Origin of the sequence: Cohaesibacter sp. ES.047 (assembly GCF_900215505.1) — a bacterium.
Classification (GTDB): Bacteria; Pseudomonadota; Alphaproteobacteria; order Rhizobiales; family Cohaesibacteraceae; genus Cohaesibacter.
This window is the reverse complement of the sequence record NZ_LT907844.1, coordinates 3212066-3225390: the sequence shown is the minus strand read 5'-3', so window position 1 is coordinate 3225390 and position 13325 is coordinate 3212066. Positions and strand designations below refer to the sequence as shown.

Annotated in this window: 9 protein-coding genes; 5 read left to right on the top strand and 4 right to left on the bottom strand. The window is 56.1% G+C overall.

What is annotated here, in order from left to right:
- Positions 1-82 precede the first annotated feature (82 nt).
- Complete coding sequence (pflB, locus tag CPH65_RS14685) at positions 83-2329, top strand: formate C-acetyltransferase (protein ID WP_244574414.1); 2247 nt, start codon at positions 83-85, stop codon at positions 2327-2329.
- Positions 2330-2485: 156 nt separating this feature from the next.
- Positions 2486-3265 (top strand): pyruvate formate-lyase-activating protein, encoded by a 780-nt coding sequence (pflA, locus tag CPH65_RS14680; RefSeq protein ID WP_197703855.1) that lies wholly within the window; start codon positions 2486-2488, stop codon positions 3263-3265.
- Positions 3266-3268: 3 nt separating this feature from the next.
- On the opposite strand, the gene CPH65_RS14675 is transcribed toward pflA, so the two are convergent.
- A complete protein-coding gene (locus CPH65_RS14675; RefSeq protein ID WP_096174414.1) occupies positions 3269-4282 on the bottom strand; it encodes a Gfo/Idh/MocA family protein in 1014 nt (337 codons plus the stop codon).
- A gap of 85 nt (positions 4283-4367) precedes the next feature.
- Positions 4368-5243 (bottom strand): LysR family transcriptional regulator, encoded by an 876-nt coding sequence (locus tag CPH65_RS14670; protein WP_096174412.1) that lies wholly within the window; start codon positions 5241-5243, stop codon positions 4368-4370.
- A gap of 98 nt (positions 5244-5341) precedes the next feature.
- On the opposite strand from CPH65_RS14670, the gene CPH65_RS14665 reads away from it, so the two are divergent.
- The gene (locus CPH65_RS14665) at positions 5342-6301 is read left to right on the top strand and encodes a TDT family transporter (protein WP_096174409.1); all 960 of its coding nucleotides are present in this window, start codon (positions 5342-5344) and stop codon (positions 6299-6301) included.
- A gap of 98 nt (positions 6302-6399) precedes the next feature.
- On the opposite strand, the gene CPH65_RS14660 is transcribed toward CPH65_RS14665, so the two are convergent.
- Positions 6400-9843 (bottom strand): pyruvate carboxylase, encoded by a 3444-nt coding sequence (locus tag CPH65_RS14660; protein ID WP_096174407.1) that lies wholly within the window; start codon positions 9841-9843, stop codon positions 6400-6402.
- A gap of 613 nt (positions 9844-10456) precedes the next feature.
- Here CPH65_RS14660 and CPH65_RS14655 point away from each other — a divergent pair.
- Both CPH65_RS14655 and CPH65_RS14650 read left to right on the top strand, forming a co-directional pair.
- Positions 10457-10837 (top strand): hypothetical protein, encoded by a 381-nt coding sequence (locus CPH65_RS14655; RefSeq protein ID WP_096174405.1) that lies wholly within the window; start codon positions 10457-10459, stop codon positions 10835-10837.
- A gap of 48 nt (positions 10838-10885) precedes the next feature.
- Positions 10886-11446 carry a TetR/AcrR family transcriptional regulator gene (locus CPH65_RS14650; protein ID WP_096174402.1) on the top strand — a complete coding sequence of 187 codons (561 nt, stop codon included), beginning with the start codon at positions 10886-10888 and terminating at the stop codon, positions 11444-11446.
- Here CPH65_RS14650 and CPH65_RS14645 read toward each other — a convergent pair.
- Positions 11424-13106 (bottom strand): tetratricopeptide repeat protein, encoded by a 1683-nt coding sequence (locus CPH65_RS14645; RefSeq protein ID WP_096174400.1) that lies wholly within the window; start codon positions 13104-13106, stop codon positions 11424-11426. The genes CPH65_RS14650 and CPH65_RS14645 overlap by 23 nt on opposite strands.
- Positions 13107-13325: the final 219 nt, after the last annotated feature.

The following is a 13325-nucleotide window of genomic DNA, read 5'->3' as shown; positions in this document are numbered from 1 at the left end:
TAAATGACGGTCCGCCGTCTATTCGATGTTTCGGAACCCCGTTCCATCCGTCTACACAGTGAGGAACCTTAATATGAATTTCATGAGTGATAAGCCTATCGTCGCCAATCCCTGGCAGGGATTTTCTGACGGCGCATGGCGCACCAAGATCGACGTGCGCGGCTTTATTCAGGAAAACTATACTCCTTATGAAGGTGACGATAGCTTTCTTGCCGATGCGACCGACCGTACCAAACAACTCTGGTCCGAGCTTGGCGAGCTTCTGAAAGCTGAACGCAAAGCTGGCGTTCTGGACGTCTCTCCGGTTCCTTCCTCCATCGTTGCGCATGACGCAGGCTTCATCAACGAAGAGCTCGAAATCATCGTTGGCTTGCAGACAGAAGCCCCGCTCAAACGTGCCATCATGCCAAATGGCGGTTTGCGCATGGTTGAAGGCGGCATGGAAGCATTCGGCTTCAAAGCAGACGAAACGGTTCATGACGTATGGACCAAATATCGCAAAGATCACAACCAGGGCGTCTTTGACGTATACAGCCCTGACATTCTGGCTGCTCGTAAATCCGGCATTATCACCGGCCTTCCCGATGCCTATGGCCGCGGACGTATCATCGGTGACTATCGCCGCATCGCCCTTTACGGAATTGACGCTCTGAAAGAGCAGAAGCTGTCCGAGAAAACCGAAATCAACGATGCCGTGTTCGACATGGACACCATCCGTCTGCGCGAAGAACTCTCCGAGCAGTACCGCTCGCTTGAAGAGCTGCGCGAAATGGGCCTGAAGTACGGCATCGACATGTCCAAGCCGGCCACCAACGCTCGCGAAGCCATCCAGTTCACCTATATGGGCTACCTTGCTGCCGTGAAAGAACAGAACGGCGCTGCGATGTCCTTTGGCCGGACCTCGACCTTCCTTGATATCTACCTCAACCGTGACCTCGAAGCTGGCCTCATCAACGAAGCCGAAGCTCAGGAAATGATTGATGACATGGTCATCAAGCTTCGCATCATCCGCTTCCTGCGCACGCCGGAATATGATGAGCTGTTCTCTGGTGATCCGACCTGGGTAACCGAATGCATCGGCGGTGTTGGCCTTGACGGTCGTTCGCTGGTTTCCAAAACTTCCTTCCGCTTCCTGCATACCCTTTACAACCTGGGTGCTGCACCGGAGCCGAACCTCACCGTTCTGTGGACCAGCAAGCTGCCCCGCGGCTTCAAGGACTTCTGCGCCAAGGTCTCCAAAGACACCAGCGCAATCCAGTATGAGAACGACGATCTGATGCGCCCGAAATGGGGTGACGACTACGGCATTGCCTGCTGTGTCTCTGCCATGGCGATCGGCAAACAGATGCAGTTCTTCGGTGCTCGTGCCAACCTCGCAAAAGCCCTGCTCTATGCGATCAACGGCGGCGTTGACGAAAAGAGCGGCAAGAAAATCGCTGAGGGTCTGGAGCCGATCAACGGTGACGTCCTTGAATATGATGAAGTTGTTGCCAAGTTCGACAAATCCATGGACTGGCTCGCCAAGACCTACGTCAAGGCGCTGAACACGATCCACTATATGCATGACAAATATGCTTACGAGCGGATCGAAATGGCGCTGCATGACCGTGATATCCTGCGCACCATGGCTTGCGGCATCGCTGGCTTGTCCATCGCAGCGGACTCGCTGTCTGCCATCAAGCATTCCAAGGTTGAGGTTATCCGCAACGAAAACGGCCTCGCAGTGGATTACAAGATTGCTGGTGAGTATCCGGCATTCGGCAACAACGAAGACTCGGTCGATGACATCGCTGTCTGGCTGACCGAAACCTTCATGAAAAAGATCTCTGCACAGCCTTACTTCTACCGCGATGCGATGCCGACCCAGTCGATCCTGACGATCACGTCCAACGTGGTATACGGCAAGAAAACCGGCAACACCCCGGATGGTCGCCGTGCTGGCGAGCCGTTTGCTCCGGGTGCCAACCCGATGAACGGTCGCGACAAAAAAGGCTTTGTGGCTGCTGGTGCATCGATTGCCAAACTGCCATATGAGTATGCGCAGGACGGCATCAGCTGGACCGCATCTGCAACGCCTGACTCGATGGGCCACAATGACAATGAGCAGATCCGCAACCTTGCGAACTGCCTGGATGGCTTCACCAATGCTGGTGGCTTCCACGTCAACGTGAACATGCTGCGCAAGGAAACCCTTGAAGATGCCATGGAGCATCCTGAGAAATATCCTCAGCTGACCGTGCGTGTTTCCGGCTATGCCGTGAACTTCATCAAGCTCAGCCGTGAACAGCAGCTCGACGTTCTGAGCCGCACGTTCCACAGCCACATGTAAGCCAAGCCGTCGCTGGCAGCGAGCCTTGCCGCTCGCAATAAACTGAACTCAGACGAGCCGGAAAGCCCTTGCTTTTCGGCTCTCTCTATACCTATCTACAGATCAAGAGCTGAAAAGCCGCCCTAAGACCCGAGCCACCGAACAGGAGACTTGATATTGACTGTCAGCATCCATGAAACCCACCTGCAGGACACCCATGACCATTCGAGCCATGGTTTTCTGCATTCCATGGAATCGGGCGCAGCAGTCGATGGTCCTGGAATGCGGTTTGTCTTCTTCATGGCTGGCTGCCTGTTTCGCTGCCTCTACTGCCACAACCCCGATACGTGGAAGCTGCACAATGGCACCTATATCGATATTGATGGGGTTCTCAAGGAGATCAAGGGCTACGCTGGCTTCCTCAAATTCGCGGGCGGTGTGACCTTTTCCGGCGGCGAGCCCATGATGCAGGCGCAATTTGTCGGCGAGGCAGCAAGCGCGATCAAGCAGCAATTCGGCCTGCATACCGCGCTCGATACGCAAGGGTATCTGCACAAGAATGTCGATGATGCATGGTTCGATGCATTTGACCTGATCATGCTGGATATCAAGCATATTGATCCGGATCGCTACAAGGAACTGACCTATCAACCCTTGCAGCCGACGCTGGATTTTGCCGAGCGCATGGTGCGCCTCAAGAAACAGATGCGCATTCGCTACGTTCTGGTGCCTGAGTGGTCCGACGCGACCGAAGACGTCGAGAAGATGGCCGACTATGTGGCCAGCCTCGGAGATGTGGTTGAAATGGTCGAGGTTCTGCCCTTCCACCAGATGGGCACGTCAAAGTGGGATCAGCTCGGCATGGAATACAAGCTGAGGGATTTGCGCACCCCGACCCCTGAGGAAGCCGAAGCTGCCCGCAACATCTTCCGTTCGCGCGGACTGCAGGCGACCTGACAATCAGATAAGGACGCGCTGACCATCAAGCTTGCTTGAACGGGTTATGCCATCGAGCAGTTTCTGCACTTCCAAGGCGTCACGCCAAGAGCAGATCGGCTCAGCCGTTCCGTCCACGCAATCGGCGAAATTCTCGATGATCGCCTTGTGCCACGCACAGGGGAAGGCCATCGGATCGCCAGAGCCGCCAGAGGCGCTTTCCTCGCCGAATTCCTCGGTCTTGCCATCACGCCAGCGCAAGGTGAGATGACCAGCCTCAAGAATGGCTGATCCCTTGCTACCATCGATGTAAATGCTCTCGGCATCGCCGGGGAAGCCCGCAGTGGTCGCACAGATGGACCCCACAGCGCCGTTTTCATAGATCACGCCTGCGGTCGCGAAATCCTCGGTTTCCATCTTGTGAAGCGCCGTGGTCGCCAGCATGGCCTGTACGGCACGCACCGGGCCGCAGAGCGACAGCATCAGGTCGAGCACGTGAATGGCCTGAGTGATCAACACCCCTCCCCCGTCCTGCGCATATGTGCCGCGTCCGGGTTCGTCATAATAGGATTGGGGCCGCCACCACGGCACATTGGTCCGCACCATGGCGATCTCGCCCAATGCCCCATCAGCCAAGAGCTGAGACAGGTGAAGCGAGCCTTGCCGCGCGCGATGCTGGAAAACAGTGCCCGTGACAATGCCTGTAGCTTCGGCCAGCGCGACCAGCTCATTGGCGGCATCAAGGCTGCGTTCGAGTGGCTTTTCCATCAGGAGATGCTTGCCCGCTGCGGATAGCTTGGCGATGATCTCCTTGCGGGCGTTGGGAGGCGTCAGAATGAGCGCTGCGTCGGTGCCATCATCCTCGGCAATGGCGTCAATGCTGGCAAATGCCTTGGTGCCCAGCGCATCGGCTGCCGCCTTGCGCTTTTCTTCATTACGCATGTAAAGCCCAGAGATGCTGATCCGGTCCGAGAGTTCCTCAAGGGCAGCAATGTGGGGCTTTGCCGCCATTCCCATTCCGATGATTGCCAGCTTCATGATTGCTCCTGTGCGTTATACTGTCGGCTTCTGTTGCAGGCTAACATGCGATAAACAAACGACTTTGACAAGCGCAGCCAGCCACTCATTCTTGCATTTCAAGCCTTCTTAATTGGTCGATGAAACTGCGCATCAGGGCATTGTGGAATTTCTTCTTGTGCCAAACGAGGCTGAGGCGGCGGGTGTATCGCCTGCCAAGATCAAGCTTGACCAACTGGCCCGAGGCGAGCCGTTGACGCACAGCAAGGCGGGATACAAAGGTCAGGCCCAGATTGTTCTCCGCAGCGCTCAGCACCGCCTCAAGGGCGTTGAGGACTAGCAGCCTCCCCTTGGGCGCGACCAGTGGTGCAAGCTCCGTATCAAACTGTTCCCGGCTCCCCGAATGCTTCTCGCGCACAATCCAGTCGCATTCGGCCAAATGCTCCGGTGTGATCGGGCCAGCCTGCGCCAAAGGATGATGTGGGGCTGCAACAACCAGCATCTCATCGTCGAGCCAAGCGCTGGAGACCAGATCCTCGCGATGATTTGCCCCCTCAATGAGAGCCAAATCCAATTCGAAATGGCCAACCATTTCGCACAGGTCATAGGTGTTCTGGATTTCCACGGCGATATCTGTCTGTTGCATCCTTGCGAGCAGGCTGGGCAATAGGTAGTTGCCAATCGTCTGGCTTGCCCCGATCTTCAGATGCCCGACATGCGCCCCTCCCCCGTCAAACAGATGGCGGATGTTTTCGACGCGATCCACGATTTCCTTGGCAAGTGGTTGCAGCAAGCGACCCTGCTCATTGATCTTCAGGTGTGGATGCACCCGGTCAAAAAGCGGTGTGCCGAGGCGGCGTTCGAGCTCACCAAGTGACTGGGATACTGCTCCCTTGCTCAGGCAGACCTCCTGAGCCGTGTCACCCAGATTTCCATGACGGGCCAGCGAGGCAAAGACGCGCAATTGTCTCAAGGATGGCATTTAGTTTTTCCAAACATTTCGTTCTAATCATTTAGATATCACGAACACGCGGAAAGGTCTATTATCCGAGCAATTCTTCTTTCAGGACCATAAGCACCATGACCGGACCTCATCTCGACCTTGAAAAGCTTCCCACTCCCTTGGCCGGCCTCGCGCTTGGCATCGGCAGCCTTGGCTGGTGCTGGGAGAATAGCGGCCTGTTTTCCGGACAGGCGCAAATTGCAGGCGCCATGGTTGCGGCCACCCTGTTGTTGTTGTTGCTGCTCAAATTCGTCTTCCACCCCAGAACGCTGGTAGCAGACCTCAAGCATCCTGTTGTGGGGAGTGTGGTTCCGACTTTTGCGATGGCCAGTATGGTCGTCTCCAAGGCTGTTGGCGGAGAGCTGGGCAACGCCCTTTGGCTTGCCGCGGTTGCCATTCATGTGGTCTTTTTCGTCAATTTCACCTGGCATCGCCTCAAGGCATTCGAATTGCACCATATGGTGCCGAGCTGGTTTGTTCCGCCCGTCGGGATCATTGTTGCGGATGTGACCAGTCCGGGTGGCGCACTGGCGACGTTGGCTCAGCTGTTGTTCTGGTTCGGTCTTGCGAGCTATGCCTTGATGCTGCCGATGATGATCTACCGCTTCATTTTCGCTCAGGAAGTCCCCGACGCAGCCAAACCGACCCTTGCCATTCTCGCGGCCCCCGCCAGCCTCTCCCTTGCGGGTTATCTGACAATCGAGACGGATCCGTCCGCTTTGCTGGTTGTTGTGCTTATTGGGGTTGCAATGCTGATGACCGCGATCATCTATGTGGCTTTCTTCCGGTTGCTGCAGTTGCCTTTCAGTCCGGGCTATTCTGCCTTCACCTTCCCGATGGTGATCGGTTCAACCGCGCTGTTCAAATCCGCCGCGCAGTTTGACGTCTGGGGAGCCAAGGCCGCAACCGTTTCGCAGCTCCTCTGGCTGGCAAGGATGGAGCTCATTGTGGCGACGGTCATCGTGGGCTATGTCTCGCTGCGGTATCTGATGGCTTATCTCGCCACATATGCAGCCCCGGCCAGCAGCGAGGCCTGACGCTTTCCCTTTGCCCTACAAGTAAAAAGACCCGGCCCATATCGATGAGCCGGGTCTTTTTGCATGGTGTTGCGGAATCGGCCTCAAGCCAATCGAGATCAGTCCTCGAATTCGACCAGCAGATCCTTGGCGTCGATCTGACCGCCGGGGCTGACATGCACCGCCTTGATCACGGCGTCACGCTCGGCGTGAATGCCGGTTTCCATCTTCATCGCTTCGATGGTCAAGAGCAGATCCCCTTCATGCACCGACTGACCGGCGGAGATGCCGACGGACGCCACAACGCCGGGCATTGGAGCACCGATGTGGTTGGGGTTGTTGATCTCGGCCTTCGGACGCTGGGTGGCGGTGGCCTTGACCATCCGGTTGGGCACGCGAATAACACGCGGCTGACCGTTCAGCTCGAAGAAGACACGCACATCGCCGTCCTCGTTGGTCTCGCTCACGGCTTGCAAGCGGATTTCGAGGGTTTTGCCCGGATCAATCTCTGCAGAGATCTCTTCACCCGGCTTCATGCCATAGAAGAAAGTCTTTGTGGGCAGGGTGCGAACCGGGCCATAGGTGCGATGCCGCCCCATGTAATCCAGAAACACCTTGGGATACATCAGATAGCCGTTGAGATCCTCGTCATCGACCTTGAGGCCTTCCAGCTCCTTGGAGACTTCGCTACGCACGCTTTCCAGATCCACCGGTTGAAGATGTTTGCCCGGACGCTCGGTGTTCGGCGCTTCGCCCTTCAGAACCTTCTTGACGATGTTATCTGGAAAGCCGCCTTCGGGCTGGCCCAGATTGCCGCGCATCATGTCAGCAACGGAATCCGGGAAGGACAGATCAATGGTGGGATCTTCCACCTGTTTGCGGCTGAGACCCTGACTGACCATCATCAGCGCCATGTCGCCCACCACCTTGGAGGAAGGCGTCACCTTGACGATGTCACCGAACATCTGGTTGACGTCGGCATAGGTCTGAGCCACGTCGTGCCAGCGCTCCTCAAGACCGAGCGAACGGGCCTGTGCCTTGAGGTTGGTGAACTGCCCGCCGGGCATTTCATGAAGATAGACCTCGGACGCTGGTGCCGGTGTTCCGCTTTCAAAGGCGGCATAATGGTTGCGGACGGTTTCCCAATAATCGGAAATCTCGCGAACGGCCTTGATATCGAGGCCTGTGTCACGATCGGTGTGGCGCAGAGCTTCAACAATGGAGCCAAGGCACGGCTGGGACGTGGAACCGGAGAAGGCATCCATTGCAGCGTCGGCGGCATCAACACCCGCTTCTGCTGCGGCCAGAACCGTTGCACCGGCGATACCGGAGGTGTCATGGGTGTGGAAGTGGATCGGCAGGCCGACCTCTTCTTTCAAGGTCTTGATGAGAACACGGGCCTGTGCCGGTTTCAAAAGACCAGCCATATCCTTGAGACCAAGGATATGGGCACCAGCCGCCTTTAGCTCCTTACCCATCCTGACATAATATTTGAGATCATACTTCGCCCGCTCGGGATCGAAAATATCGCCGGTGTAACAGATCGTGCCTTCGCAGACCTTGTTGTTCTCCAACACCGCGTCCATCGCAACGCGCATGTTCTCGACCCAGTTGAGGCTGTCGAAGACGCGGAAAACATCGATATTTTTCGAGGCTTCCTTGACGAAGAACTGCACAACATTGTCTGGATAATTGGTGTAGCCGACGCCGTTCGAGGCGCGCAGCAGCATCTGCGTCATCAGGTTTGGCATGCGAACACGAAGATCGCGCAAGCGCTGCCACGGGCATTCCTGCAAGAAGCGATAGGCAACATCAAAGGTCGCCCCGCCCCAGCATTCCATGGAGAAAAGCTGCGGCAGGTTGGCCGAATAGCTCGGCGCCACCTTGATCATGTCGATCGAACGCATACGGGTCGCCAACAGGGACTGGTGACTGTCGCGCATGGTGGTATCTGTCAGCACCAGTTGTTTCTGCTCGGACAACCAGTCAGCGACGGCCTGAGGGCCTTTTTCCTCAAGCAAATTGCGGGTGCCATAGCCGGGCGTTTCACTCTTTGGCTTGGGCGCCACCGGATCCGGCAAGCCTTCGGCTGGCTTGGAACGATCCTTGGTTTCGGGATGACCGTTGACCGTGATGTCGGCGATGTAGGTCAGAACCTTGGTGCCCCGGTCACGCCGTTTCTTGAAGTGGAACAGCTCGGGCGTGGTATCGATGAACTTGGTGGTATAGCTGTAATCAAGGAACGTGGGATGCTTGAGCAGGTTCTCGACAAAGGCGATGTTGGTTGAAACCCCGCGAATACGGAACTCTCGCAAGGCACGATCCATACGCGCAATGGCCTGCTCCGGGGTCGGAGCCCAAGCGGTGACCTTGGTCAGGAGGCTGTCGTAGTAGCGGGTGATCACGCCGCCTGCATAGGCCGTGCCGCCATCAAGACGCACACCCATGCCGGTGGCTGAACGGTAAGCACTGAGGCGACCATAGTCAGGAATGAAGTTGTTCTGCGGATCCTCGGTGGTCACGCGGCACTGAAGCGCATGGCCATTGAGCTTGATTTCATCCTGGCTGTTCTTGCCTGTCGCCTCGGCGATGGTCTTGCCTTCGGCGATTTTGATCTGGGACTGAACAATGTCGATCCCGGTCACTTCCTCGGTGACGGTATGCTCGACCTGAACGCGCGGGTTCACCTCGATGAAGTAGAAAGAGCTGCTTTCCATGTCCATCAGGAACTCGACAGTCCCGGCGCACTCATAGTTTACATGCTTGCAGATCTTGTAGCCAAGCTCACAGATCTCCTGGCGTTGCTCTTCGGTCAGATAGGGAGCGGGTGCCCGCTCAACCACTTTCTGGTTCCGGCGCTGTACCGAACAGTCACGCTCAAACAGATGATACATGCCGCCGTGACTGTCGCCCAGAATCTGGACTTCGACATGGCGAGCCTGCGTGATCATCTTTTCAAGGTAGCCTTCACCGTTGCCAAATGCGGCTTCGGCCTCGCGGCGACCCTCAAGCACCTTGTCTTCCAGTTCGTCAGGTCCAAGGATCGGGCGCATGCCGCGTCCGCCACCACCCCAGCTGGCTTTCAGCATCAGGGGATAGCCGACCTCTTCAGCCTGCTTGCGGATCAGGTCCATGTCGTCGCCCAGAACTTCAGTTGCGGGAACAACTGGCACGCCGGCTTCAATGGCTACGCGGCGCGCGGACGCCTTGTCGCCAAGCGCGCGCATGGTATCGGCCTTGGGGCCGATGAAGGTGATGCCGTTCGCCGCGCAAGCGTCTACGAAATCGGGGTTTTCCGAGAGCAGTCCATAGCCGGGATGAATGGCGTCGGCACCAGCCTTTTTGGCAACGCGGATGACCTCGTCAATCGAAAGATAGGCCGCTACCGGACCGAGACCTTCGCCGATGCGATAGGCTTCGTCGGCCTTGAAGCGATGCAAACTCAGCTTGTCTTCTTCGGCATAGACCGCAACTGTCCGTTTTCCCAGTTCGTTGGCGGCACGCATGATGCGGATCGCAATTTCGCCTCGGTTGGCAATCAGGATTTTTTTAAATTCGGCCATTTCTTTTCCCGTAGCTGACCACCGCATACCTCCAAAAGCATAACCTTTCGGGATGGGTGGATAAGTGATGTTGACGCAACGTTCAGGGTCTTGATGCCCACAGGTGCCCTTGTCTATCGAGAGCGGTCTCTCCTTACCGCTTCATTCCAAGAGTGTCACCAATTCAGAGTTATAGCAGGCATTTTGTCTTTGTGGAGCAATTTTAGCGTTTTTTGGATTGTGCTGTTTTCAAATATCTAAGCTATAGGAGATCGATTGGATCTCGGGTCAAACAGTCGGCTCCACCTGAAAATCCCATAGATTTCAAAGGCACATCGCGTCGATCACACAACGTCCCCATGTGCCATGCCTCTTTGACAGCCTATATTGCACTGCAGCAAAATGCAACAGAAGCGAGCAATTCTGATTTGGCCCGGGCTTCTGCTGTTAAGAACATTTCCTGATCGTCAAGGCCATCCCGATCCCTCTTCAAGCCGTGGTCAGTCAGCCTACGCGTCCAGTTCCGTGTAGATCGTGCCGCTGGGTTCGACCTGCGACAGTCGGCCTCATTTAACATACCATACAATATGGTATGTATTGGCGTCAGCAATATTCACACTCTGGTTCTCCTCCCATGACACATCTTCAAAGTGGACTGCTGATCGCAGCAGCAATTATGTCCGGCACAACGACGTGCCTTCATTTGATTCTGGGCGGTAAAGGTATCGTTCGACCGATGCTGGCCTCTCAATTGCCCACGCATGTAATACACACGCTCTATTTCTGTTGGCATCTTGTATCCCTTGTTTTGCTGGGGATGACGATCGCCTTCATTGTTCCCTTCTTCCATGGCAGCGCAGATGTTCTGGTTGCGTCCGCATCCCTGCTTGCATGGCTGATTGCGGCATGGAATATTGCGTATGTCGTGAAAAAGGGCCTCGCATTCGGCGTGCTACCGCAATGGATTCTGTTTGTCGGCATCGCACTGCCCGGAACAGCCAGCCTTGCCCTATAGCAGCCGTTCAGTGCAAGGACAGGCCGCTGCGTGGGCCGGAAATGATAGATGGCGAAAACCCGTTTCAAAAAAGAAGACTGGATCCAGCTCGGTCTGGACGTGCTCAAGTCAGATGGTCCGTCTGCCTTGACGGTTGAAAATCTGTGCCTCAAAGCCAACCGGACGCGCGGCTCGTTCTATCACCATTTTGCCGATCACGACGCGTTTCTGATCGGCCTCGCCGAACACTGGCGACAGCATTTCAACCTTGCCTTCTTTGAGCGCTTGACCGACGAGCCACAAGGCGTGACACGGCTTTCGGCGCTGAACACCATGGCATCGGATCTGGATCTGGGGCTCGAGGTCGCGATCCGTCAGCTTGCCCAGCGATCAGAACCCGTTGCGCAGCTCATCCACGAAATAGACCAGATGCGGCTGGATTATCTTGAGCAGATCTATCTTTCGATGGGGCGGGACTTTGCCGTTTCGGCCCGCCAGATCACCGAACTGGAATATGCATCATTTCTCGGGGCAATCCTGTTATGGCCGGATATGGGCAAAGACCGGCAACAGGCCTTTGCCAAAGTCATCCCGACCATGCTGGGCCTCATTGAGCGCGAGAGAACTTGATCAGAGCATCGCGGGTGCCTCTCCCGAAATCGCCATCAATCGCGCTTCTGTAAAAGCCTTCCGCTTTGAGGCGGGTCTGGATTTCCTTGCGCATGGGCAGAGACATCGCACCGGGTGCCTCGAAGAGAAGTTTCCGGGCTTCCCTGTCCTTGAGACGATAAGCGCGCATGATGAGCCTTGTCGCCTCGTCAATATCCTTCTCAACGCCCAGACCACGGTCATGGAAGATTGCAAGGCTTGTCATCGCCTCGGCAACATCAAGCTCCGCCGCCATTTTGTAAAGCTCGGCGGCGCGTTGATAGTCTCGCTCGGTGCCGGTGCCATCACGATACATGGCGGCGGCAAAGATCATGCCCCCCGGGTTCCCCTTTTCGGCGGCTTTCTCATACCACTCAAGCGATTTGGCATCGTCTTTCGCCATGATTTTGCCTTGAGAATACATGACACCGAGAAAAGCCATCGAGTGGGCACTGCCAAGCTCGGCCCCTTTTTTCGTGGCTTCAAAGGCTTCTTTGAGCCGACCAGCCTTGTGCAAACCACGGGTCAGCTGGGTATAGAAACGGGGGACGTCTGGCAGATCGGCGATTGCCTGTTCGCAGGCTGTTATCACCTTTTCCGCGTCCAATTGCTGATATTCGACGCCTGACGCAATCGCTTCGGGATCGAAGGGATGGGCTGCCAAGGTGTCACATTCGGTCACGTCCGAAGGGTCTTTTATTTGCTCGGGCTCGGGTTCGGCCTTCGCGACCTCTTCTTTTGCACTGTCTGTGGCTTTTGGCTCAGCCATTTTTTCAGCGGTTTCGACTTCAGCAGTTTCAATGGCGCGTTCGTTAGAGGGCGTCTCGGCCTCGACAGGTTCAGCCGCTTTTGTGCTTTCCGTCGACGGCTTGGGCATCTCGGCCTTCACGTCTTCAGGCATTTCGCCGGTAGATGTCTCGTCTTTGGCCACGCCTTCTGTGGCCATGCCTTCTTTGACAACGTCTTCTGTGGCCATTTCTTCGGTTGGCTCGCCATCGACTGCAGCGTCTTCGACTGCCGTATCGTCAGCTACGGCGGTTGCGTCATCGACGATTTCGGTTGTGGTATCTTCGGTTGTGGTGTCTTCGGTTGTAGTGTCTTCGACTGTGGTGTCTGGAGCTTCGTCTGACAGCATGTCGACAGCGTCTTGGGCTGATGGCTCGGGCTTGGATGCCACTTCGGCTTCAGGTTCGGGAACAGCTTCCGGCTTCGCATCAGTGGGCGTTTCAGCCTTTTCGTCGGATGCCGCGCTCTTTTCTTCGGCGTCCATTGAGGCAACCTGCTCGGCGATGGTATTGATCACCGCCTGATACCCGACTTCGGGGTCGCTGGTTGGCTCACCATCGGGCCTCGCTTCAATGACACTGCCTTTGATCGCCTTGATCGTCCATCGGGTCTTGATGGCCACAGGGTCTTCGCCAGAGGTCTGAGCTTCAAGGCGCACTTTGTCTCCCACCATGACGCTCGTATTCTCTGGCAGGCGCAATTCAATCTTGCCTTCGTCTCCCACTTTGGTCACCGAGGTCTGAATTTCGGCAGCGCTCGCGACGCTCCCCCAGACCGACATCATCAGCGCCGCAGCCAAGACAGCGTGCATTTTCATGGATCTCCGGCTCATGCTCAGCCCCGGTTTGAAATTCATTTTGTCCCCTCTTCGCTCGTCAACGAATCTAATCCCTCATCATGCATATCATCTAGACTTGCGCAATTCACGGGTATGACTGTCCAATGATCCAACAAAGTGTGCGGCGCGGACCTCGATGGCTTCAAAGGCCCATCAATCCGCTGCTTTCGCCTGCCCGCGGGGCTGAAACCTTGCTTCTATTGACAGAAAACCCGCATTGGATCACGCAATCGTGAT

Bases quoted from the DNA above. Each gene is read 5' to 3' on its own strand.
- pflB (WP_244574414.1), top strand. From the start codon at position 83: ATGAGTGATAAGCCTATCGTCGCCAATCCCTGGCAGGGATTTTCTGAC.
- CPH65_RS14675 (WP_096174414.1), bottom strand. From the start codon at position 4,282: ATGAAGCTGGCAATCATCGGAATGGGAATGGCGGCAAAGCCCCACATT.
- CPH65_RS14670 (WP_096174412.1), bottom strand. From the start codon at position 5,243: ATGCCATCCTTGAGACAATTGCGCGTCTTTGCCTCGCTGGCCCGTCAT.
- CPH65_RS14665 (WP_096174409.1), top strand. From the start codon at position 5,342: ATGACCGGACCTCATCTCGACCTTGAAAAGCTTCCCACTCCCTTGGCC.
- CPH65_RS14660 (WP_096174407.1), bottom strand. From the start codon at position 9,843: ATGGCCGAATTTAAAAAAATCCTGATTGCCAACCGAGGCGAAATTGCG.
- CPH65_RS14655 (WP_096174405.1), top strand. From the start codon at position 10,457: ATGACACATCTTCAAAGTGGACTGCTGATCGCAGCAGCAATTATGTCC.
- CPH65_RS14650 (WP_096174402.1), top strand. From the start codon at position 10,886: ATGGCGAAAACCCGTTTCAAAAAAGAAGACTGGATCCAGCTCGGTCTG.
- CPH65_RS14645 (WP_096174400.1), bottom strand. From the start codon at position 13,106: ATGAATTTCAAACCGGGGCTGAGCATGAGCCGGAGATCCATGAAAATG.